The sequence below is a fragment of the Streptomyces sp. NPDC055254 genome (assembly GCF_053606025.1).
The window spans coordinates 25,150-47,267 of sequence record NZ_JBSGQV010000024.1 but is presented as its reverse complement, the minus strand read 5'-3'; the positions used below and the strand labels follow the sequence as shown (position 1 = coordinate 47,267).

Below are 22,118 nucleotides of genomic sequence, written 5' to 3'. Positions count from 1 at the left end.
GCCACGGGAAAAAGCTACCGTGAGTCAGGGGTCATGGTGTGACGTACGGTCGCTCCAAAGCCCGTAAACACAGAGCTTTCACTCAGCAGGACGCCCCCGAACGATGACGGGGTGACACGAAGGGGACCCATTCCGATGCGCACCACCGCTCCGCGCCGTCGCGCGCGCCGCACGCTCGCGGGTGCGGGCACCGCGGTCGCACTGCTGACCGGGTCGGTGGCCGGGTGCTCGTCGGGCGGACCGGGCGCGGAGGGCGAGCGCGGCGCGCAGGCCGCACCGCGCTGGAACACCGAGCCCACCTCGATCGCCGCCGTGGGCGACTCCATCACACGGGGTTTCGACGCCTGTTCGGTACTGGCCGACTGCCCGGAGGTCTCCTGGGCCACCGGGAACGACCCGGCGGTCCGCTCGCTCGCCAGCCGGCTGCTCGGGGACGCCGCGGCGCCGACCCGCAGCTGGAACTACGCGGTGACCGGCTCCCGGATGGCGGACCTGCCGGCGCAGCTGACGGCGGCCGCCGGACACGCGCCCGACCTGGTCACGGTGATGGTGGGCTCGAACGACGCCTGCCGGCCCACCGCTTCCTCCATGACCCCGGTGGCGGAGTTCAGGGCGGGCTTCGAGACGGCCCTCGCGGGACTGCGGGCCGCGTCCCCCTCCACCCAGGTGTACGTCTCCAGCGTGCCCGACCTCCAACGGCTGTGGGAGCAGGGCAAGGACAGCCCGATGGTCCGGCAGGTCTGGAAGCTCGGCATCTGCCAGTCGATGCTCGCCGACCCGCTGTCCGCGGCGACGGGGGCGACGGCCCGGCGGGAGCAGGTGCGGGCGCGGGTGGTCGAGTACAACGAAGTGCTGCGCGAGGTCTGCGCGAAGGACCCGCTGTGCCGCTACGACGGCGGCGCGGTGTTCCAGTACCCCTTCTCGGCGGATCAGTTGAGCCGCTGGGACTGGTTCCATCCGGGCAGGGACGGCCAGGCGCGGCTGGCGGAGCTGGCGCACCGCCAGGTGACCGCGGCCGAGCCGCCCCGGTAGCCGGACGGACCGGGGGCGGGTGTCAGGGCCCGCCCCCGATCCTGCTCTTGGTGGCCTCAGGAGGGGTCATTTCCGGCCATCGGGCGTGTCATGCGAGAGAGAGCACGGCCGTCAGCCGCGTGTCGCCGTGCGCGTGGCTCGCGCGGACCTCGTACGTACCGCTGATCCGCCGCCAGCCGCCGCTCCCCTCGTCCCAGATCTCGAAGGTCCGGGCGGGCAGCGGGATCTCCACCTCGACGCTCTCGCCCGGGTCGGCCACCGCGCCCGCGAAGGCGGCCAGCCAGCTCGCCGGGCGCTCGACGGCGTCGGCGACGGGAGCCAGGTAGACCTGGACGACCTCGCGGCCCGGCCGGCTCCCGGTGTTGGTCAGGCGCACCCGGACCGTGTCGGCGGTGGCTTCCAGGGACTCGTAGGCCCAGTCGGTGTAGCCGAGTCCGTGCCCGAAGGGGAAGGCGGGGGCGACGGCGTGCTTCTCGTACGCCCGGTAGCCGATGAAGAGGCCCTCGCGGTACTCCAGGCGCCCCTCGGTGGGGACGACCTCGATGACCGGGGCGTCGGCGGACTCCGCCGGCCAGGTCGTGGGCAGCCGCCCGCCCGGCTCCGCGTCGCCGAGGAGTACGTCGGCCAGCGCGGCCCCGCCCTCCTGCCCGGGGAACCAGGTGAGCAGCACGGCGGCGACCTCCTCGCGCCACGGGAGCTCGACGGGGGAACCGGCGTTGACCACGACCACGGTGTTCGGGTTGGCGGCGGCGACGGCGCGGACCAGGTCGTCCTGGCGGCCCGGCAGCCGGAGGTCCTTGCGGTCGAAGCCCTCGGACTCCACCCGCTCGGTGGTGGCGACGACCACGACGGCGGTGTCCGCGGCGCGGGCGGCCGCCACGGCCTCCGCGATCAGCTCGTCGGCATCGCGGCGCGGGCCGAGGTGGAGCAGCGAGAACATGACCGCCCGGAGCGGCAGCGCGCTCAGGTCGGGGAGCCGGTAGGTCAGCGACACCTCGACCGGCTCCCCCTCGGTGAGGGCGACCCGGGCGCGCTCGCTGGGGGCGCCGAGGAAGGCCTCGAAGGGGTCGGCCTCGTCGCCCATCTCCTGGACGCCCTCCCAGCGGGTCTCCCCGCCGACGGCGAGGGCGAAGGCGCCCAGCCCCCGAGTGCCGAAGAGGTGCTCGCCGCTCTCGCGCGGCAGGAACGTGCCGGTGACCTCGATGCTCGCCATCGTCTCGTACGAGGCCCCCTCGGGCAGGTCGTCGCCGATCCACTGGACCTGGCCGGTCGGCAGGCCGCCCTCGCCGAGGACGGTGCCGGACGCGTCGCGGCAGACGGCGCGCAGCTCGAAGCCCTTGTCGGCGGGGACCGGTTCGTCGCAGGGGTCGGCGCCGACGGCGAAGGTCAGCGCCCCCTGCGGCAGGGCGGCGGCGAGCCCGTCGAGCGGGGAGACGATCCGCTCGGGGAAGACGGTGGCGGAGCCGCCGCCGAGGACGCGGGCGTCGCGGGCGGCGGAGCCGACGAGGGCCACCGTCCGGCCGGTGTCGAGGGGCAGGGCCGGTGCCCCGCCGGACACGGCCTCGTTGCGGACGAGGACGAAGCCGCGCGCGGCGAGCTCGCGGGCCAGCGCCTGGCCGTCGACGGGGGCCGGGGGCTCGGCGACGACGGCGGGGGCGCCGTCCAGCAGGCCGACGCGGGCGGCCAGGCGCAGCACGTTGCGCACCGCCGCGTCCACGGCGGACTCGGGGACCTCACCCGCCCGGACGGCCTCGGTGAGGGCGGGGCCGTAGACGGTGGTCGGGCCGGGCATGGCGACGTCCGTGCCGCCCTCGATGGCGCCGGCGGTGGAGCGGGCGGCCGTCCAGTCGGAGATGTTGCAGCCGTCGAAGCCCCACTCGCCGCGCAGGACCTCGTTCACGAGGTGGCGGTGCTCGGTCATCGTGGTGCCGTTGACCTGGTTGTAGGCGGTCATGATGCCCCACGGGTGGGCGTTGGCGACGATGGCCTCGAAGGGCGCCAGGTACAGCTCGCGCAGCGGGCGCGGGGCGATGACGCTGTCGACGGTGAAGCGGTCGGTCTCGGCGTCGTTGCCGACGAAGTGCTTGACGGTGGTGGCGACCCCGCCGTCCTGGACACCGCTGACGTAGCCGCTGCCGACGGCTCCGGTGAGGTAGGGGTCCTCGGAGTAGCACTCGAAGTGCCGTCCGCCGAGCGGGGAGCGGTGCAGGTTGACGGTGGGCGCGAGCAGGACGTGCACGCCCTTGCGGCGGGCCTCCTGCGCGAGGAGCCGGCCGGCGCGGCGGGCGAGCTCCGGGTCCCAGGCGGCGGCGAGCGCGGTCGGTGAGGGCAGGGCGACGGACGGGTCGGCGGCGGTCCAGCGCACGCCGCGCACCCCGATGGGGCCGTCGGACATGACCAGGGACCTCAGCCCGATCTCCGGCAGCGCGGGCAGGGACCACATGTCCTGGCCGGCCAGGAGGCGGGCCTTGGTGTCGAGATCGAGCTTTCCGAGTGCCGCTTCTACGGCGTCTTCGCGGACCTGATCGGCATCGGTCACGGCCGTGCCTCCTCGTGGGGTGCGGTGCGTGCGGGTGCGGTGGGTGCGGTGCGGTGCGCTGTGCGAGATGCGGTGCGTGCGTGCGTTGCACAGGGTGCGGTGCGGTGACCCGGTGGTCGCCCCATCGTGGACCCGATACCTGTAGGACGGTAAGGTTCGTGACCCGTTCGTGATAACTCTCGTGCCGTACGGTCCTGCTGACAGGTGTGGGCGGAGAAGGGGTGCCGGTCGATGGCCAGGGCGAGGAGCGAGGAGCGGCGCGGGGAGATCCTGAGGGCCGCCGTCGAGGTGATCGCGGAGCGCGGGTACCGGGGCGCGGCCCTGGGCACGGTCGCGGAGCGCGTGGGCCTGACGCAGCAGGGGCTGCTGCACTACTTCCCGACCAAGGAGGCGCTGCTCGTCGCGGTCCTGGAGGAGCGCGACCGGTGGGACACGGGCGGCGGCTCGCGCGCCGCGGCCGACACCTGGCGCCTCGACCTGCTGGCCTCGCTGGTGGACTACAACGCCATGCGCCCGGGCATCGTGCAGACCTTCTCGGCGCTGCTGGGCGAGAGCGTCACCGACGGGCACCCGGCCCGCGCGTTCTTCACCGAGCGCTACGCCCAGGTCCGCGCGGAGATGGCCTCGGTCCTGCGCGCCGAGTTCGGCGAGCGCCTGCCCTCGGGGCTGACCCCGGAGCAGGCGGCGCCGCTGCTGACGGCGGTCATGGACGGCCTCCAGTACCAGTGGCTGCTGGCCCCGGAGTCGGTGGACATGCCCGGCGCCTTCCGGTCCTTCCTCACCCTGCTGCGCGGACCGGAAGTCGCCTAGCGGCGGGTGGCGCTTGGGATGCTGAGCCCATGAAGATCGCCGCAGCCCAACTGACCTGTGTCCCCGCCGACGTCCGCGCCAACGCCGAGCGGGCGGCCGCCCTCGCCGTCCGGGCCCGCGAGGAGGGCGCCGCCCTGGTGGTGTTCCCCGAGCTCACGCTCACCGGCTACGAACTGGGGGCGCTGGCCGCCGATCCCGGACTCTGGATGGAGCCCGACGACCTCCGCCTGGACCCGGTGCGCTCGGCCGGCGTCGCCACCGCGGTCAACGTCGCGCTGCGCACCGGCGGCCCCCTCCCGGCGCTGGCGACGCTGGTCCACGACGCGGACGGCACACTCGTGACCACGTACGCGAAGCAGCACCTCTACGAGCAGGAGAAGGACGTCTTCCTGGCCGGCAGCGGCGACGGGCGCTTCGAGCTCGGGGGGATCCGCTTCTCGCTGGGCGTCTGCTACGACAACCACTTCCCGGAACTGCCCGGCCGGGGCGCGGCGGACGGCTGCCGGGTGCACCTGGCCAGCTCCCTGTACGGGACGGGCAACGGGATACGGGAGCGCGCCGACGTCTATCCCGGCATCGCGAAGGACCACGGGCTGTACGTCGTGCTCGCCAACCACGTCGGCCCGGCCGGGCCCTGGACGGGCTGCGGCGGCGCCGCCGTCTGGGCGCCGGGCGGGGAACTGCTGGCCGAGGCGGACGACCGCACCCCCTCGGTGGTGACGGCGGAGATCGGCGCCTGAACGGACCCGGCCCCCGCACCCCCGGTACGGGGGCCCGGGGGCCGGGTCAGCCGGACTCCGTCAGAGGAACTCGGGAACGCGCGAATGCCGCCCGGAGCGGGAGCCGTCGGAATCCGCGTGCCCGCCGGGGGCCGGTACGCGGTCCGACTGCAGCGCCAGCACGAGCAGGGCCAGCGCGGCCACGGCGTACACGCCGGTCCACAGCACCCAGCCGCCGGGCGGGGCCCAGTGCGCGGGCGAGGGCACCCAGGAGGCCGAGGTGCCGACCGCGAACCGCCGCAGCGTCCAGAAGAAGGCCGCCACGTTCGCGAGCGTGAGCCCGGCGGCGGCGAAGCCGACCAGCCTGCGCCACGGGAAGCCCCGGTCGGGTGCCCGGCTCGCGCAGATCAGCACCGCCATCAGCGGCAGACCCACGGCGAACGGCAGCAGGTAGCGGCCCTGCCACACCATGCCGATCTTCTCCGCTTGCGAGGCCTGGGCGACCACCGGCAGCAGCACGATGCCCACCAGCATGCCGAGGACGGCCAGCGTCTCGCGGAAGCGGCCGTAGGCGAGCGCCAGCACGACGAGCGCGGCGATCACGCCCAGCCAGACCTCCCAGGTGAGGGCGGGCGCAGGGGTGTCCAGCCAGCCGAAGTAGCCGAGCATCTGCTGGACGTAGGTCGCGGTGTTGCCGAGCGTCCGCTTGGCGGCCGTCACGGTGGTGAGGCTGTCCGGGATGTCGATCACCGAGTTGTCCGGGTGCGCACGCGCCCACAGCAGCGCCCCGGCCGAGGCGGCGCCCAGCAGCACGGTCCACAGCCAGACGGCCTTGCGGCGCAGAACCGAGCCCAGCAGACCGCGCCGGCGCGCCAGCAGCAGACCGAAGACCAGTGCCCCGGCGAACCAGATCAGCCCGAGCGGCCTGATGTTGATCAGTACCAGACCGCCGATGCCGAGCCGGGCCAGCCGGCGGTTGAGCAGCCCCGGGTCGGGCGACATCGTGATCGACAGCAGTGCCGTCCACACCAGGACGCCGGCGGCGATCTCACCGCCGCTGGGATTGACCATGCCCGCCATGTACAGGGCCATCGGTGTGGCCGCGGCGAACACGCCCAGCACGGCCAGGGAGCGGCGCCGCCACTCGGCGGCCGTGACCACGGCGCCGGCCAGCAGGGCCGAGCAGAGCAGCGCCGACATCAGGCGCATCAGGTACAGCCCCTCGGGGCCGTCGACGAGCAGGCTCGGCCAGCCGGTCGCCAGGTAGTACGCGGGGTGGTAGCGGCCGGCGGCGGTGGTGACCTGGACGGTCTTCTCGGAGCTCCCGATCGAGGGCGCGCAGGAGGCGGGCTCGTCCTCGTGCCAGGAGTAGCACTCGTGCAGCGACGGGAGCTGCTTGTACCACTCCGGGAGCTGCACGCCGGTCTCGGCGAACTCGCCCTCGATGCCCGCGACGTAGTGGGGGACCATCACCTCGGGTCCGCCGATCTGGCCCCGGGCTACGGCGGCGGCGCGGATGAAGTGCGCGTGCTCGTCCGGGGAGCTGCCGATGGGCGACGCCGCGGCCCAGGAGCCGGCGAGGGTGAGGAAGAGGGCGAACGAGACCGCCCAGAGGCGCTTGGGCGTCCGGGCGGACCAGTCGGCCAGCCGCGTCAGTGCGGAGATCATCTGTTCCCCCGGGTCATCGGACGTAGCCCAGCCAGCTCTGGTCGCCGTCCTTGGAGCATGTGCCGCCGGGGGCGAACTTCGGGCAGCTGCCGTCCTGCTCGGTGATCGTGTGCGACACGTAGGGCAGGATCCGGTACGTGCCGTCCTGGGCCGGCATGTAGCGGTCGGCCATCGAGGAGGCGACGGTGCCCAGGAGCAGCAGCAGGGCGCACAGGGTGCCGATCACCGCACCCTCGCGGGCCGGCAGGCCGGAGCCGCTCCGGTGGCCGCCCGCCGGGCCAGCCGCCGTGTCCGCGGCCTCCTCGGCGGTGCGGCGTGCGGCGATCCGCTGCGAGACCAGGTGGGCGAGCAGCGCGCACAGCAGCAGACCGCAGTAGAGCAGCTGGTTGTTGGTGCGGGTGTAGAGCTGCACGGTCTGCGTCTCGTACATGTGCGAGGCGATGAACATCCGCATGACCCAGGCGCTGATGAACATGGCCGCGATGGTGACGACCATGGGCCGGCGGATGCCGAGCCAGATCGCGGCGCCCAGGCAGACGAAGGTGAGCAGGGCGAAGAGCCCGACGCCGCCGTACTCGCCGGGCAGCGGCCACTCGCCGACCTTGCCGGGCATGTCGGTGCGCCACATCAGGTAGTAGGCCGGGTCGGTGAAGTTGTCGAACCGGAAGTTGTAGTCCTTGGTCGTCTGCCCCTCGGTCAGCATGACCACCAGGTAGCGCCCGGCGACGACGAGGAAGCCGGCCAGGGAGGCGCCGAGGAAGGCCGCGCCCTTGAGCCGGCCGGTCCGCCACGGGAAGTACAGGAGGGCGGCGAACAGCACGCCCGCCGCGCTCCACAGGAACCAACCGGAGTAGGTGAGGAACAGGACGCCGAGCAGCACCCCGAAGCCGGCGCCCTTGAGGAGCAGCCGTCGCCAGTCGTCCGTCCCGCTGCGGCGCAGGGACACCACCATGGCCACGAGCACCGGGACCAGCAGCACGAGGACGGTCTGGCTGTACGGCTTGTACGCGTCGATGAGCGCGAAGGCCGGCGCCACGCCGAAGGCGAGGGCGCGGACCGGGCTGAGCAGCAGGCGCCAGGCGAGGTACACCAGCGGTCCGAAGGCGGCGGCGCCGAGGATCTGGAGGTCCTTGAAGGCGTACGCGGTGTTCCCGCCGCGGAACCACTCGGCGTAGTGGCCGAGGGTGTGGAGCGGGGCGGGCGGGTAGACCGGCGAGCCGGACGGCCGGCCGTTGGCGACCGCGTGGGCCCATTCGACGATGCGGCCGCTGTCGCCGTTGAGACCGAACATCGGCCAGGGCGTGCCGTGGAGCGCGACGACCGCGCCGGCCGCCACGAAGCCGCTGGCCAGACCCGCGATGGCGGCGGCGGCGAACCGCGCCGTCAGGTCGAAGTGCCGGCCGCCGCGCAGCCGCATGGCGAGCGCGACGGCGGCGACGCACAGCAGGCCGATCAGCACGAACCGCAGCTGGATCGCGGCGAGGCCGCTGACCTGCGCGATCCTGTTGAGGGGGTTGAAGTTGAAGCCGCGGGCCAGCAGCGGGAGGACGAGGGCCGCGGCGAACGCGACGGCGGCCTCCAGGAACAGCAGCGTGCCCCGGGACCGCAGGGCCCGCCGTGCCGACGGTATCGGGGGATGGTCGGACGCGGCCGGTCCGCTCGGAGGCAGCTCGGTCACCGACCCTTCGGTGCTGACTGTCACTGCTTCGTCCCTACTGCCGTGGCGCTTGCTGCCGTGCATACTATCGGGCCCCGGACGGGCGGGAGCCTGGCCGGGATCACACCCGCGCGCGGGGTGCGGCCGCCCTCGGCGGGGCCCCGGCCGGGCTCAGGCCGGGTCGGGGAGCAGGTGCTTGGTGCCCCAGGCACCCAGGACCTCCAGGGCCTGGTTGAGGTCCTGGCCCAGGGGGGTCAGCGAGTACTCGACCCGCGGCGGCACCTCCTCGTACACCTCGCGGTGCACGATGCCGTCGGCCTCCATCTCGCGCAGCTGCGCGGCGAGCACCTTCTCGGAGACTCCGGGGACCAGTCGGCGCAGTTCGCCGAAGCGGCGCGGGCACTGGTCCAACTCCCACAGGAGCGACACCTTCCACTTGCCGTCGATCACGGACATCGCCGCGGCCACTCCGCAGTGGTCCGCCCCGGGCCTTCGTGCCGGCGTCATCGCGCATCCCTCCCACCTGCTCGCTCACCTCGGGGTAACCACCCACTCCGAAGTGCGTACTTGAGCCTCTCATGGCCTGCCACCAGGCTGAACGCATGACCGACAACGCAGCGCAGAACCCGCCCGCCGCTCCCGCCGTCCCTGCCACCGCCCCTGCCACCGGCCCCACCCCGCTCACCCTGCTCGGCCTGGGTGACATGGGCACCGCCCTGGCCCGTACCTGGTTGGCCGCCGGCCATCCCCTGACCGTCTGGAACCGCACCGCCGCCAAGGCGGAGCCGCTGGCCGCGCTCGGCGCCCTCGCCGCCCCGAGCCCCGCCGAGGCGGTGGCGGCGAACCGGCTCGTCGTCCTGTGCCTGCTCGACGACGCCTCCGTGGACGCGGCGCTGGAGGGCGTCGACCTGACCGGCAAGGACCTGGTCAACCTCACCACCGGCACCCCGGCCGAAGGCCGGGCCCGGGCCGCGTGGGCCCGGGCGCGGGGCGCCCGGTTCCTGGACGGCGGGATCATGGCCACTCCGACGATGATCGGCGTCCCGGAGGCCGGCGGCTACGTCTTCCACAGCGGCTCTCGCGCGCTCTTCGACGAGCACCGGGCGGTGCTGGAGGTCCCGGCCGGGGCCCGCTTCGTGGGCGAGAACGCCGGGTACGCCGCGCTGCACGACGTGGCCCTGCTGAGCGCGATGTACGGGCTGTTCGCCGGGATCTCGCACGCCTACGCCCTCGTCGAGGGCGAGGACATCTCCCCGAAGGACCTGGCCCCGCTGCTGTCCGAGTGGCTCGGCGCGATGGGCTTCTTCGTCGGCGACGCCGCGGAGCGGCTGGCCTCCGGGGACTTCACCACCGGGGTCGTGTCCAATCTGGCCATGCAGGTCGCGGCCAGCGGCACCCTGGTGCGCACGGCCGGGGACCAGGGGGTCAGCACGGAGCTGATCGCCCCGTACCTCGACCTGATGCGGCGGCGGCTGGAGGCGGACCCCGCCGTCCACGGCGCCGAGGACACGGCCGGCGCGATCACCCTGCTGAGGACGGGCCGGTAGCGCCCCCGCGTCAGTGGCCGGCCGGGGGGCCGTAGCCCGGCGGCGGCGGACCGAAGCCCGGCGCGGGGGCCGGGACCTGAGTCCCGGGCTCCGGGAGCTCACGCGGGTCGCGGGCGCCGGTCAGGTCACGCGCCATCAGCGTGGCCCCCGCCACGGCGCCCGGCATCAGGAACACGGCGACCACCGGCACCAGGAACGCGAGCACGAGCGGCACGCCGAAACCGAGCACGAGCATCCGCCGCGAGCGCAGCAGCACCAGCCGCTCGGGCAGTTCGATCTTGCGGCGCTGGAGGGCGACGGCGGTGAGCTCCTGGGTCAGGAAGTACCCGGACACGCAGAAACCGAGGAACGGGACCACGGTCTGCCCGATCACCGGCACGAAGCCGAGGGCGAAGAGCAGCATCCCGTACAGGAGAACCCGGCCGAGGATCCTCAGGCTGTCGCGCGCCGAGACCCACAGCTCCCGCCAGAGCGGGAGCCCCGACTCGGGGGCGTCGCCGCCCTCGCTGCGGTCGACCTGCTCCGAGAGGGACTCGTAGAACGGCTGGCCGACGAGCAGGGTCACCGCGGTGAAGGTGATCACGGAGACGAACAGCCCGAGGCAGATGAGCAGGGCGGTCAGGAAGCCGCGGAAGAGGTCCTGCCACGGCGAGGACCAGTCGTCGGCGAACGGGGTCGCCCAGGCGGTCAGGTCGTCGGCCCCGTAGAAGAGCGCGACCAGCGCGCCCGCGTAGAGGACGAGCGACACCAGCCCGGGCAGCAGCCCGAAGCCGAACCACCGACCGTGCCCGAACACCCATCGCTGTCCGGCCAGCAGATACCGGAAACCCCCCGCAAGATCACGCATGGGGATCAGTTTACGGCGAAGGCCGCACCCTCCGAAGGGGGGTGCGGCCTCCTGCGAGCGGGCGCCTGATCAGACGGCGAGCTCGACGGTGATGTTGCCGCGGGTCGCCTTGGAGTACGGGCAGATCTGGTGGGCCTTCTCCAGGAGGTCCTGGGCGGTGGCGGCGTCCACGTTCGGGATGACCGCGGAGATCTTCACGAAGAGGCCGAAGCCGTCGTCGTTCTTGCCGATGCCGACCTCGGCCGTGACGGTGGAGCCGGAGACGTCGGCGTTCTCGTTGCGGGCGACGACACCGAGCGCACCCTGGAAGCAGGCGCTGTACCCGGCGGCGAACAGCTGCTCCGGATTGGTGCCCTCGCCGCTGCCACCGAGCTCCTTCGGCGGGTTCACGACGACGTCGAGCTTGCCGTCGTGGGTGGCGACGCGGCCGTCACGGCCGTTCTCGGCGGTGGCCACGGCGGTGTACGCGACGTCGGACTGCTGGATGGACATGTAAGACGATCCTCCTGGTAATCGCCGCGACTCGCGCCCACGGTCACGACGGTGTGCCCAGAGCCTAACCGGTGAAGGAAACGATCATCTTTCCGGTGTTCTCGCCGCGCAGCATGCCGAGGAACGCGGACGTCGCGTTCTCGACGCCCTCGACGACCGTCTCGTCGTACCGGAGCTCACCGGACCGCAGCCAACCGGCCACGTCCGCGACGAACTGCGGCTGGAGTCCGGCGTGGTCCCCCACCAGGACGCCCTGCAGGCGCAGCCGCTTGCCGATGACGAGGGCCAGGTTGCGCGGGCCGGGGGTGGGCTCGGTGGCGTTGTACTGGGCGATCGCGCCGCAGAGCGTGGCGCGGCCGTGCACGTTCAGGGAGGAGATGGCCGCTTCCAGGTGGTCCCCGCCGACGTTGTCGAAGTAGACGTCGATGCCCTCGGTGGCGGCCGCCTTCAGCTGCTCGCCGACGGGGCCGTTCTTGTAGTTGAAGGCGGCGTCGAAGCCGTACTTCTCCGTGAGGAGCGTCACCTTCTCGTCCGAGCCGGCGGAGCCGATCACCCGGGACGCGCCCTTGATCTTCGCGAACTGGCCCACGAGGCTGCCGACCGCACCGGCCGCGCCCGAGACGAAGACGGCGTCGCCCTCCTTGAAGGAGGCGACCTCGAAGAGCCCGGCGTAGGCGGTCAGGCCCGGCATGCCGAGCACGCCGAGGTAGGCGGAGAGCGGGGCGAGGTCGCCATCGACCTCGGTGGCGTGCTTGGCGTCCAGATCGGCGTACTCGCGCCAGCCCAGGTGGTGCAGGACGTGGTCGCCGACCGCGAAGCGCTCGTCGGCGGAGGCGACGACCTCGCCGACGGCGCCGCCCTGCATCGGCTCGTCCAGACGGAACGGCGGGACGTAGGACTTCACGTCGTTCATCCGGCCGCGCATGTACGGGTCCACGGACATGTGGAGGTTGCGCACCAGGATGCGACCGGCGGCGGGCTCGGCGGACACCGGCACCTCGCGCAGGGCGAAGTCCTCGGCGACGGGCCATCCCTGCGGACGGCGGACGAGGTGCCACTCGCGGCTGACGGCGGGGATCTGAGACATGCGGGGCTCCTGGGGGAAGATGCTTCACAACGTGAAACAACCATGCGCCTGGATATTTCATGTTGTCAAGCAAATGGGTAGACTGAGGCCATGCCCAGTCGTCGCGCAGACCCAGTGACCCTTGAGGTCGTCGAGCTCATCGGCGACGTCGTGTCCCGCTACCACCTGGAGTACGAGCACGCGGCCGCCAGCCACCGGCTGACCGGCGCCCAGGCCCGGGTGCTGAACCTGCTGGCGCTGGAGCCGCTGCCGATGCGCCGGATCGCGCACAAGCTGCGCTGCGAGCCGTCGAACGTGACCGGCATCGTCGACCGGCTGGAGAGCCGGGGCCTCGTGGAGCGCCGCCCGGACCCCGCCGACCGCCGGGTCAAGCTGGCCGCCCCCACCGAGGAGGGCCTGCTGACCGCGGACCGGCTGCGCGAGTCGCTGGACTTCGCGCGCGAGCCGCTGGCGGGGCTGTCCCCGGCCGAGCGCGCGGTCCTGCGGGACCTGCTCCGTCGGATGCTGGGCTGAGCCCGGCGATCCGGGCGGGCGGATCCGGGCGGGCGGGTCCTCGGGGTCAGCAGAAGATGTTCCACCACTGACACGGCGGCTTCGGCGGGGCGGGGGTCGACGTCGGGGACGGCACGGGGGCCGGCTGGGTCGCCGTCGCGCTCCCGGACGGGCCCGGCGTGGGCTTCCCCGACTTCGTGGGCTTGCCGGACGGCCCCCTGTCCGAGGCGCTCGGCGCCGGCCCCGAGCTGACGGGGGCGGGGTCCGACGGCCGCGGTCCGGGCGGCGCCGTACCACTGGCGGAGGCTCCGGGCCCGGGTGTCCTCGTACCGACTTCGGTGGCCCTGGTGGTCCCGGTGGTCTTCGCGGGCGGCACGGCCGGCGGCGCGGCCGGTGTCGACGCCTCCGGCAGCGGGGCCGGTTGCTGCGGACCCGCGTCGTCGGTCAGCTCCACCTCGGCGGCCCGGTCGGAGCGCTCCCCGTCGGTGGCGATCCGCGCCGCGGCCAGGGATCCCCCGGTCGCGAGCAGCAGCCCGAGCCCCACGGCCAGCACGGTCCGGCGGCGTCTGCGCCGCGAGGACCGGCGGCGCGCACCGGCCCGGCGCTCGTCCGGCACCGACAGCACGACGAGCGAGTCGGCGTACACGTCGGCGAGCGTGGACTGCGGCGCGTGCCCGCCCGCCGGCGCCGCCGGCGCGGCGTCCGGCCCGGCGGGCGCGACGGGGATCAGGTACTCGGCCGGGGTTCCGCACCCGGCGCACGCGAGCGCGCCGTTGAGGTGCCTCCGGCAGGCGGGGCAGTAGTTCATGGCGCCCGCAGGCTACGTGGTCCCCGGCAACATCCGTATCCCGGGAACGTAAGGATCCTGTGTGGAATGGTGGAGTCCATGACAGCGAAGCCGCCGCCCGGTGCCCCGGGCCCCTTCGGACCGGCCTCCTTCCAGCTGGTACTGCTGCGGCGGATGGCCGATTTCCAGCCGGCCCTCGCCGACGAGGCCCGGCACCGCCTGGGTGCCTCCCTCGCGGAGCAGCGGGAGGCCAACAAGCGCTGGCAGGCCATGGTGCGCTCGCCCCGGTCGCGCGGCGCCCTGGCCCGCTACCGTTCGGTGCTCGGCCCGCCGCAGGCCACCGAGCGACGCAGGATCGGCGACCTGGAGTGCGAGGCGCTGTCCTGGCCCGTGCCGCTCTGGCCGGACCTGTGCTTCGAGGTGCTCGCCGCGCCGGACGGGGCGGTGTGGAACGAGTGGCTGGTACGGGCCCCGGGCGCCCCGGGGCCCGTGCTGGAGTCGCCGGCGGACCTGGCGCCCTGGTCGGCGACGGTGGACGAGGTGGCGCGGGCCTTCGCCCCGGTGCGCCCGATGGAGGGCACCGCACCGACACGCTGGCGCCTCGCGTTCACGGCGCGGGGGCGGGCCTGCGTCGCGGAGTTCACGTACGGCCTGCTCCAGCGGGTCGCGATCGCGCAGGCGGACCCGGCGGCGGAGGCCCTGCCCGGCGCCCCCGCTCCCTAGCCCAAGAGGCGAGGAAGGCCCGCACCCCGGCCGAGGTGGCGTCGTCGCCGAGCAGGTCGTTGTGCTTCAGGCAGCCGACCGGCGTGTTGGCCGCACCGGTCAGCGGCACGCTGTCGTCCGGGTTGATCACCTCGTCGCAGTCCGACCAGAAGGTCGCGTACTTCACCGCGCCGGGGGTTTCGTCCCCGCCGTTCAGGTTCTTCACCACGTACGAACCGGGGGTCATGTCCCGGCACGCCTGGTCCCACAGGGCGCAGGCCCACGCCGTGGAGGTGCCCCGGTTGGGCCCGGCGAGCGAGACCCAGTGGTCGACGGCCGCCGCGCCGCCGCCGAACTTCACGTACCAGCGGCTCACCAGCGAGCCGAAGGAGTGCGCGACGACGTCGACCCGGGGGGCGCCGGTCTGCCGGCGGACCTCATCCACGTACCCGGCGAGCTGCCCGGCGAGGACCTCGTTGACCGACCGGTGGGTGTCGTAGCCCCAGGCGAAGAGCTCGGAGTCGGCGTACCCCGCGGCGCGCAGGTCCTCGCGCAGGCCTCTCCAGACCCCGGGGTCGGCGTTGTAGCCGTGTACGAAGACCACCGGACGGCGCGGTGGTGCCTGGTCAGGGACGCGCGAGGGAACCTGTTCGGCCGCCCGGGCCGGGAGGGCCGCGCACAGCGCCAGGCAGAGCGTCACGAATACCGGCGTTCTCTGGCGGGTCGTCAGCATCGGGCCCCCTTTACCTTGTTACGCGCGAGTAGCGCGTGCGGTGCGGGCATGGTGCTGCCTGTCGGTACAGAAATCCACCCCCATGCAGCCGCGACACACCCGGGGCGGGCCGCTGCGGCACCCCCCGGCCGGAGCATCAGAACGGGCGCCGAGCGCGAAACGCCCGAGAAGATACGAAAAGCAACCGGCATTCCGCCGGTCTTCTTGCGTCAGCGCTCTCGGGAGGATCTGCCGTGACCGTCAGTCTTGAGCAGTTGCGTCGCTGCCACGTCGCCGTCGACCTGGGGGCCGCCCGGACCCGCGTGTACGTCAAGGGCGCCGGCCTGGTGGTCGACGAGCCCAGCGTGGCGGCGGTGAACACACGGACCGGCGCGCTCATCGCCGTCGGGACCTTCGCCGAGCGGATGACCGGCCGCACGCCCGACTACATCCGGGTCGTACGCCCCGTCTCCGGCGGCACCGTCGTCGACATCGAGATGGCCCAGCGGATGCTGCGTCACCTGCTCGGCGAGAAGCTGCGGCGCGCCCTGCGCCGCAAGCCCCGGCTGCGCGCCGCCGCCTGCACCCCGCACGACGCGGACCCGCTGGCCCAGCGCGCGACCGTCGAGACCCTCGTCGGCCTCGGCGCCCGCCGGGTCGAACTGGTCGACACCCTGATCGCGGCGGCCGTCGGCTGCGGACTGCCCGTGGAGCAGCCGACCGCGACGATGATCATGGTGTGCGGGGCGGCGGCCACCCAAGTGGCCGTCCTCTCGCTCGGATCGATCGTCACCGCCCAGCGGATCCCGGTCGGCGGCGAGGCCATCGACCACGCCGTCGTCCAGCACCTGCGCCACGCCCACGAGCTGATGCTGCCCAGCCAGGCCGTCCGGCCGCTCCAACTGGCCCTGCACGGCAACGGCATCACCGCGGAGGGGCCGGCCTCCACCCTGATCCACGGCCGCGACGTCGCCACCGGCCTGGCCCGCTCCGTCCACGTGGACACGGCGGCCGTCCGGGACGCCATCCACACCCCGCTGACCGCCGTCCTCGACGGCATCGGCAAGGTGCTGCGCGACTGCCCGCCGGACCTGGTCGCGGACCTGACGGACCGGGGGATCATGATGGTGGGCGGCAGCGCCCTGCTGCCCGGCCTGGACCAGATGCTGCGCGACGCCACCGGAATGCCCGTCGCCATCGCGGAACGGCCCGACGTGTGCGCCGTCCTCGGTCTCGGCGCGATGCTCGAAGGGAAGATCGCCCCGATGGTTCTCAACCCGCTGACCGAATGACCCGGTCCGAACCGGAGCGGGAGCCCGGCCCGGCGCTCGGGAACGAAGCCGGAACCGGGGTCGGGGCCGAGGCCGGAGCGGGAGCCGGGGCGGGAGCCGCGGCCTGGTTCGACGACGAGGAGCCGGGCGGCCTCCCGGCACTGCTGGAGGCGGTCCTCTGCATCGGCTCCGAACTGGAGCTGCACGCCACCCTCCAGCACATCGTGGACTCGGCGGCCGAGCTCTGCTCGGCGCGCTACGGAGCGCTCGGGGTCATCGACCCCGAGCGCGCCCGGCCGACCGAGCTGTTCACCACCGGGATGACCGAGGCCGAGCGGGCCGCGGTCCCCCGGCTGCCCGACGGGCGCGCCGGCCCGCCCGGGTCCCTGATCACCGACCCGCGCCCGCTCCTGCCGGAGGACCTCGCCCAGCACCCCGGCGCGACCGGCTTCCCGCCGGGCCACCCGCCGATGCGCGGCTTCCTCGGCGTCCCCGTCCGGGTGCACACGCAGGTGTTCGGCAACCTCCACCTCACCGGGAAGCGGGGCGGCGGCCCCTTCACGGACGGGGACCTGGCGCTGGTGCGCGTACTGGCCTCGCAGGCGGGCGCAGCGATCGGCAACGCCCGGCTGTACGAGACCGCGCGTCGCCGGGAGCGCTGGATCGAGGGCGCCGCCGCCGTGACCACGACCCTGCTGGCCGGCCGCCCGGCGGCGGACGCCCTGATGTGCGTGGCCGAACGGGCCCGGATCCTGGCCGACGCGGCCGCCGGCGTGGTGCTCCAACCGACCCCGCAGGGGGGCATGGAGATCGTCGCCGCGTCCACGCAGGGGGACCCCGGGGACCTGGTAGGAACGGCGATCGCCCCCGGCTCCGCGGTACTGGAGCAACTGCTCGGCGGTGAGTCCGTCTTCATAGAGGACTCTGCGACCGACCCGCGGATGACCACGCACGTGCGCGAGCGGTTCGGCCCCAGCATGATGCTCCCGCTCCAGAGCGGCGGCCGGCTGATCGGCACCCTGGCCCTGCCGCGGGTCCGGGACGGACGCCCGTACGACGCGGTGGACCGGCTGCTGGCCTCGCAGTTCGCCTCCCAGGCGGCGCTGGCGCTCGTCCTGGCCGACGCGCAGCACGACCGGGAGCAACTGGCCGTCTACGAGGACCGCGACCGGATCGCGCGGGACCTGCACGACCTCGTGGTGCAGCGGCTGTTCGCGACGGAGATGATGCTGGAGAGCACCCGGCGCCGGTCCTCGGCCGCACCGGCGGGAGACACCGTGGGCGAGGAGCTCGGCCGCGCCGTGGACGAGCTGGACTCCACGATCCAGGAGGTCCGCACCGCCATCGTCGCCCTCCAGCAGCCGCCGACCGACGCCCCGACGACCCTCCGCGGGCGGGTCCTGCGCGAGACGGGCGGGGCGGCGGTCCTGCTGGGCTTCCAGCCGTCGGTCCACTTCTCGGGCGCGGTGGACGCGCTGCTTCCGGAGCCGGTGGCGGGAGACCTGGTGTCGGCCCTGCGCGGCGCCCTGGCGGCGGCGCACCGGCGCAGCGGGGTCACCTCCATCGAGGTGCGGGTCGACGCGGACCCGTCGCGGGTCCGGCTGGCCGTCACGGACGACGGCCGCACGGAAGCGGGGACCCGGGGCACGACGGCGACCTGGGAATCGACGCTGTAGTCCGCCGACCCTTACGGCTGTCCCGGCCGGGTGGCGGCCCGCAGGGCGATCCGGGTGTGGGACTGGGCCACCCCGGCCTCCCGCTTCAACCGCCGCAGCAGCCCGTCGAGCGCGGCGGGGTCGGCGGCCCGGGCCCGTACGAGGTAGTCGTGCCCACCGGTGACGTGCACCACCTCGGTGATGCCGGGCAGCTTGGCCACCTGCCGCTCGAACTCCTCGTTGGTGGTGTCCTGGCGCAGCGTGACGTCGATGAACACGACGAGCCCGCCGGCGGTGTCGGCGGCCGGATCCACCACGACGGTGAACGCGCGGATCACCCCGTCCCGGCGCATCCGGCGCACCCGGTCGGCCGTGGCGTTGGCACTGAGGCCGACACGGACGCCGAGGTCCCGGTACGAGATCCGCGCATCCTGCTGGAGGATGCCGAGGATCTCCCTGTCGAGGCGGTCCATGCCGCGATTCTCGCAGCCGCGGCCGATATCCGCGCCCGTCCGGCGGCCGCGGGGGCCGACGCTCGCCGCATGGACGAACTGATGACGCCGGCCCTGGCGGGCGCGGTCGCGGGCCTGGGCGTGGCGATGCCGATGGGTGCGATGAGCGTGCTGCTGCTCCAGGAGGCGATGCGGCACCGCCGGACCGCGACGGCCGCGGCGGCGGGCATCGCCGTGGTGGACCTCGGCTACGCGGCCCTGGCCACCGCGCTGGGCCCCTGGGTCGCCTCCCACGTCTCCCCGGTCGAGGCCTGGGTCCGCCTCGCCTCGGCGGCGATCCTCCTGACCATCGCCGCCCACGGCCTCCACACCCCGCCCCCGAACAACCCCTCCCCCCGTCCGCGAACCCTTCCGGCCCCACCAGGGACACACGCAGCCCCGCCGGGAACACACCCGACCCCACCCGGGACACCTCCAGCCCCGCCGGCGTTCGAGGCGCGGGGCCCGGGACGGAGCCCCGATCCCTCGGCCGCACCGACCCACCCGGCCCCACCGGGAACCGACGCGCGGAGCCCCGAAAGGATGCCCGCCACCCCGAACGGCGCCGGCCCGGCCACGGCATTCGCCCGGTACGTCGGCCTCACCGCCCTCAACCCCACCACCGCCCTCTACTTCGCCGCCCTCACCACCGCCCAGGGCGCCACCCTCCGCGCGGGCGCGGCCGGGGCCGCCTTCCTGACCGGCGTCGGCGTCGCCTCACTCCTCTGGCAGCAGGCCCTCGTCGTACTCGGCTCCCTCGCCGGCCGCAGGATCTCCGACACCACCCGCCTCTGGACGTACCGCCTGGGTTACGGCCTCGTCGCCGCCTACGCCCTCAAGATCGCCCTCCCCCTCCCCTGACCGGCCCCGCCCCCTAAGGTGGCCCCGTGATGACGACCCGCCCCTCGGCCCGCGCGGCCATCGCCTCCGTGTCCGACCCCGGCAGCTTCGTCGAACTCCCGCCCCCCGAGCGCCCGTCGGCGCCCGACGGCCCGCTCGGCTGGACCGGCTACGACGCCTCCCGCGCCCGCGCCGCCGCGCACACGGGCGAGCAGGAGTCCGTCGTCACCGGCACCGCCCGCATCGGCGGCCGCGAAGCCACCGTCGTCTCCTTCGAGTTCGGCTTCCTCGGTGGCTCGCTCGGCCAACACACCGGCGACCGGGTCGAAGCCGCCTACACCCACGCCCGCGAGCACCGCCTCCCCCTCGTCTCCCTCGTCGCGACCGGCGGCTCCCGCATGCAGGAGGGCATGCTCGCGCTGACCCAGCTCCAGCGCGTGGCCCACCAGTCGGTCCTCACCCGCGCCGCCGGGCTCCCCCAGCTCGCCGTCCTGCGCGACCCCACCACCGGCGGCGGTTGGGCCACCCTCGGCGCCGGTGCGGACATCGTCCTCGCGCTCCCCGGCGCCCAGGTCGGCTTCGCGGGGTCCCGGGTGCGCCCGGCGGACGCGGACCCCTCGGCGTACACCGCGGAGGGCCAGTACGCCGCCGGTCACGTGGACGCCGTGGTCCCCCCGGAGGAGCTCGCCGGGACCCTCGCCGACTGGCTCCGCGTCCTGACCGCCCCGCGCCCCGGCGGTCCCGTCGCGCCCCCGGCCGCGCTGGCCGACGTACCGCCGCCGGCCACCGGCTGGGACGCGGTGCGCCAGGCCCGCGACCCCCGGCGGCCGCGCGCCGAGGCGTACCTGGACGCGTACTTCGCCCTCCGGCTGCCCCTCTCGGGGGACCGGGCGGGCGGCACCGACCCCGGGATGCTGTGCGGCTTCGGCCTGCGGGAGGGCGCCGCCGTGGCGTACGCCGCCCAGTGCGGCACCGCCACCCGCCCGGCGGGCTACCGCACGGCCACCCGCCTCGTACGCCTCGCCGACCGGCTCGGCATCCCCGTCCTCACCCTGGTGGACACCCCGGGCGCGGCCAACGACGCCGCCGCCGAGCACGCGGGCGCCGGCGCGGCCATCGCGGACACGTTCGCGGCGCTGGCCGCCGCGGCCGTCCCCGTCACCACGCTCCTGATAGGCGAGGGCGGCTCCGGCGGCGCCCTCGCGCTGGCCGCGCCGGGTAACACCTGGGTCACGCCGGACAGCTACTTCTCGGTGATCGCCCCCGAGCTGGCCGCGGCCATCCTCAAGCGCCCTCCGGAAGCCGCCGCGGACACGGCGGACCAGCTCCGCATCCGCCCCCAGGACCTGGTGGCCCTGGGCGTGGCCCGCGGCATCGTCGACCCCGCCGGATCCCGGCCCCCGGGCCCGCATTCCCCTCCCGGGGGTTGAGGCACGGTACGACGGCGCGGGTCGGGCAAGATCCGAAGGAGTCTAGGCCTGCGGCGACCTGGCGTCGTACCGCGCGAAGCCCCGCCAGCGGAGCGCCAGCAGGCCCACGACCAGCACGCAGCCCAGCCCGCCCCCCGTGATGGCCGCGGTCGGCGAGATCAGGTCGGCGGCGCTCCCCGCGAGGAAGTCACCGAGCCGCGGACCGCCGGCGACGACCACGATGAAGACGCCCTGGAGGCGCCCCCGCATCTCGTCCGGGGTCGCGGCCTGGAGCATGGTGCTGCGGAACACCATCGAGACGGTGTCCGCCCACCCGGCCAAGGCCAGGAAGAGCAGCCCGAGCCAGAGGTTGCGGGTGAGGCCGAAGACCGCGATGGCCAGCCCCCACGCGGCGACGGCCAGCAGGATCGCCAGCCCGTGCCGGCGGATGCGGCCCTGCCAGCCGGAGAACAGCCCGCCCAGCAGCGCCCCTAGCGCGGGCGCCGCCACGAGCAGGCCCACGGTCCTGGCGTCGCCGCCGTACCAGAGCACGGCAATGGCCGGGAAGAGCGCCTTGGGTTGCGCCAGCACCATGGCGGCCAGGTCGGAGAAGAAGGTCATCCGGATGTTGGGCCGGGTCCCGAGGAAGCGCAACCCGTCGAGGACGGAAGCCCGTCCGCGCGCCCCCTCGGCGCGGTCCGGCTTCATCGACGGCAGCCGCCACATCGCGTACAGGGCGGCGCAGAAGGTCACGGCGTCGATCAGGTACGCCGCCTGGTACCCCCACCAACCGACGATCACCCCGCCCAGCATGGGACCGGCCATCGTCCCGGAGGTCATGGTGACGGAGTTCAGGGCATTGGCCGCGGGCAGCTGCGCGGCCGGCAGCAGCCTCGGGATCATGGCGGAGCGGGCCGGTCCGCTGAGCGCCCCGCAGACCGCCTGGAGCGCAACGACGGCGTACAGGAACCAGACCCGGTGGTAGTCGAGCAGCGCGGCCGCGGCGAGTGCGATCGACAGGGCGGCGGCGCCGAGGGAGCTGTGCAGGCCGAGCTTGCGGCGGTCCACGGTGTCCGCGACGGCCCCGCCGAAGAGCCCGAAGGCGACCAGCGGGACGAGGGAGAAGAGCCCGACGAGTCCGACGGAGAAGCTGGACCCGGTGATGTCGTAGACCTGGAGGGAGACCGCGAGCGCGGTCATCGCCTGGCCGACCCAGGAAATGGTGCCGCCGATCCACAGCCGCCGGTAGTCCGGGGACGTGCGCAGCGGGGTGAGGTCGGCGAAGACGCGCCGTCGGGGTCGGGGAGGAGAGGACGTACCGGTCACGGCGGATGGTAACCACCGGAGCGCCGACGCCTCCA

21 protein-coding genes are annotated in these 22,118 nt (G+C 74.2%); 10 read left to right on the top strand and 11 right to left on the bottom strand.

Translation table 11 applies throughout. The features are described from left to right. The first annotated feature begins 135 nt into the window (after positions 1-135). Entirely contained in the window at positions 136-1,032 is an 897-nt protein-coding gene (locus tag ACWFQ8_RS22050) for an SGNH/GDSL hydrolase family protein (protein ID WP_453787968.1), read from the top strand. An 88-nt stretch (positions 1,033-1,120) separates the two neighbouring features. Here ACWFQ8_RS22050 and ACWFQ8_RS22045 read toward each other — a convergent pair whose 3' ends face one another. Beyond that, entirely contained in the window at positions 1,121-3,571 is a 2,451-nt protein-coding gene (locus ACWFQ8_RS22045) for a beta-glucosidase (protein ID WP_453787967.1), read from the bottom strand. A 231-nt stretch (positions 3,572-3,802) separates the two neighbouring features. Here ACWFQ8_RS22045 and ACWFQ8_RS22040 point away from each other — a divergent pair, with 231 nt between their 5' ends. Next, the gene (locus tag ACWFQ8_RS22040; protein WP_453787966.1) at positions 3,803-4,381 is read left to right on the top strand and encodes a TetR/AcrR family transcriptional regulator; all 579 of its coding nucleotides are present in this window, start codon (positions 3,803-3,805) and stop codon (positions 4,379-4,381) included. A 29-nt stretch (positions 4,382-4,410) separates the two neighbouring features. Next, entirely contained in the window at positions 4,411-5,121 is a 711-nt protein-coding gene (locus tag ACWFQ8_RS22035; RefSeq protein ID WP_453787965.1) for a carbon-nitrogen hydrolase family protein, read from the top strand. A 60-nt stretch (positions 5,122-5,181) separates the two neighbouring features. On the opposite strand, the gene ACWFQ8_RS22030 is transcribed toward ACWFQ8_RS22035, so the two are convergent. The 3 genes from ACWFQ8_RS22030 to ACWFQ8_RS22020 all read right to left on the bottom strand — a co-directional run bounded on the left by ACWFQ8_RS22030 (position 5,182) and on the right by ACWFQ8_RS22020 (position 8,932). Continuing rightward, a complete protein-coding gene (locus ACWFQ8_RS22030; protein WP_453787964.1) occupies positions 5,182-6,768 on the bottom strand; it encodes a DUF2142 domain-containing protein in 1,587 nt (528 codons plus the stop codon). Between the two features lie 13 nt (positions 6,769-6,781). Beyond that, entirely contained in the window at positions 6,782-8,470 is a 1,689-nt protein-coding gene (locus tag ACWFQ8_RS22025; protein ID WP_453787963.1) for a hypothetical protein, read from the bottom strand. Between the two features lie 126 nt (positions 8,471-8,596). Next, positions 8,597-8,932, bottom strand: a complete 336-nt coding sequence (locus ACWFQ8_RS22020; RefSeq protein WP_453787962.1) for a winged helix-turn-helix transcriptional regulator — start codon at positions 8,930-8,932, stop codon at positions 8,597-8,599. Between the two features lie 95 nt (positions 8,933-9,027). On the opposite strand from ACWFQ8_RS22020, the gene ACWFQ8_RS22015 reads away from it, so the two are divergent. After that, a complete protein-coding gene (locus ACWFQ8_RS22015) occupies positions 9,028-9,972 on the top strand; it encodes an NAD(P)-dependent oxidoreductase (RefSeq protein ID WP_453787961.1) in 945 nt (314 codons plus the stop codon). 10 nt (positions 9,973-9,982) lie between these two features. Here the strand turns inward: ACWFQ8_RS22015 and ACWFQ8_RS22010 are convergent, their stop codons facing one another. The 3 genes from ACWFQ8_RS22010 to ACWFQ8_RS22000 all read right to left on the bottom strand — a co-directional run bounded on the left by ACWFQ8_RS22010 (position 9,983) and on the right by ACWFQ8_RS22000 (position 12,398). After that, positions 9,983-10,819: an EI24 domain-containing protein gene (locus ACWFQ8_RS22010; protein WP_453787960.1), complete on the bottom strand. Its 837-nt coding sequence runs from the start codon at positions 10,817-10,819 to the stop codon at positions 9,983-9,985. A gap of 69 nt (positions 10,820-10,888) precedes the next feature. Beyond that, entirely contained in the window at positions 10,889-11,311 is a 423-nt protein-coding gene (locus ACWFQ8_RS22005; RefSeq protein ID WP_453787959.1) for an organic hydroperoxide resistance protein, read from the bottom strand. A 64-nt stretch (positions 11,312-11,375) separates the two neighbouring features. Continuing rightward, a complete protein-coding gene (locus tag ACWFQ8_RS22000) occupies positions 11,376-12,398 on the bottom strand; it encodes an NADP-dependent oxidoreductase (RefSeq protein WP_453787958.1) in 1,023 nt (340 codons plus the stop codon). Positions 12,399-12,488: 90 nt separating this feature from the next. Here ACWFQ8_RS22000 and ACWFQ8_RS21995 point away from each other — a divergent pair, with 90 nt between their 5' ends. Further along, positions 12,489-12,911: a MarR family winged helix-turn-helix transcriptional regulator gene (locus tag ACWFQ8_RS21995; protein ID WP_453787957.1), complete on the top strand. Its 423-nt coding sequence runs from the start codon at positions 12,489-12,491 to the stop codon at positions 12,909-12,911. A gap of 46 nt (positions 12,912-12,957) precedes the next feature. Here the strand turns inward: ACWFQ8_RS21995 and ACWFQ8_RS21990 are convergent, their stop codons facing one another. Then, the gene (locus ACWFQ8_RS21990) at positions 12,958-13,698 is read right to left on the bottom strand and encodes an SCO2400 family protein (protein ID WP_453787956.1); all 741 of its coding nucleotides are present in this window, start codon (positions 13,696-13,698) and stop codon (positions 12,958-12,960) included. A gap of 78 nt (positions 13,699-13,776) precedes the next feature. On the opposite strand from ACWFQ8_RS21990, the gene ACWFQ8_RS21985 reads away from it, so the two are divergent. After that, positions 13,777-14,400 carry a hypothetical protein gene (locus ACWFQ8_RS21985; RefSeq protein ID WP_453787955.1) on the top strand — a complete coding sequence of 208 codons (624 nt, stop codon included), beginning with the start codon at positions 13,777-13,779 and terminating at the stop codon, positions 14,398-14,400. Here ACWFQ8_RS21985 and ACWFQ8_RS21980 read toward each other — a convergent pair. After that, positions 14,318-15,112 (bottom strand): esterase/lipase family protein, encoded by a 795-nt coding sequence (locus ACWFQ8_RS21980; protein WP_453787954.1) that lies wholly within the window; start codon positions 15,110-15,112, stop codon positions 14,318-14,320. The two genes, ACWFQ8_RS21985 and ACWFQ8_RS21980, sit on opposite strands and share 83 nt — an antisense overlap. 233 nt (positions 15,113-15,345) lie before the next feature. Between ACWFQ8_RS21980 and ACWFQ8_RS21975 the strand changes: the two genes are divergently transcribed. Both ACWFQ8_RS21975 and ACWFQ8_RS21970 read left to right on the top strand, forming a co-directional pair. Further along, positions 15,346-16,383, top strand: a complete 1,038-nt coding sequence (locus ACWFQ8_RS21975; protein WP_453787953.1) for a rod shape-determining protein — start codon at positions 15,346-15,348, stop codon at positions 16,381-16,383. After that, positions 16,380-18,038, top strand: a complete 1,659-nt coding sequence (locus tag ACWFQ8_RS21970) for a GAF domain-containing protein (RefSeq protein WP_453787952.1) — start codon at positions 16,380-16,382, stop codon at positions 18,036-18,038. The genes ACWFQ8_RS21975 and ACWFQ8_RS21970 overlap by 4 nt, the downstream gene beginning before the upstream one ends. 11 nt (positions 18,039-18,049) lie before the next feature. Here the strand turns inward: ACWFQ8_RS21970 and ACWFQ8_RS21965 are convergent, their stop codons facing one another. After that, on the bottom strand, positions 18,050-18,490 hold the full coding sequence (locus ACWFQ8_RS21965; RefSeq protein WP_453787951.1) for an Lrp/AsnC family transcriptional regulator: 441 nt from the start codon (positions 18,488-18,490) through the stop codon (positions 18,050-18,052). 69 nt (positions 18,491-18,559) lie between these two features. Here ACWFQ8_RS21965 and ACWFQ8_RS21960 point away from each other — a divergent pair, with 69 nt between their 5' ends. Further along, complete coding sequence (locus tag ACWFQ8_RS21960; protein WP_453787950.1) at positions 18,560-19,369, top strand: hypothetical protein; 810 nt, start codon at positions 18,560-18,562, stop codon at positions 19,367-19,369. Positions 19,370-19,398: 29 nt separating this feature from the next. Beyond that, positions 19,399-20,778: a carboxyl transferase domain-containing protein gene (locus ACWFQ8_RS21955; RefSeq protein WP_453787949.1), complete on the top strand. Its 1,380-nt coding sequence runs from the start codon at positions 19,399-19,401 to the stop codon at positions 20,776-20,778. A 42-nt stretch (positions 20,779-20,820) separates the two neighbouring features. On the opposite strand, the gene ACWFQ8_RS21950 is transcribed toward ACWFQ8_RS21955, so the two are convergent. Further along, entirely contained in the window at positions 20,821-22,083 is a 1,263-nt protein-coding gene (locus tag ACWFQ8_RS21950) for an MFS transporter (RefSeq protein WP_453787948.1), read from the bottom strand. Positions 22,084-22,118: the final 35 nt, after the last annotated feature.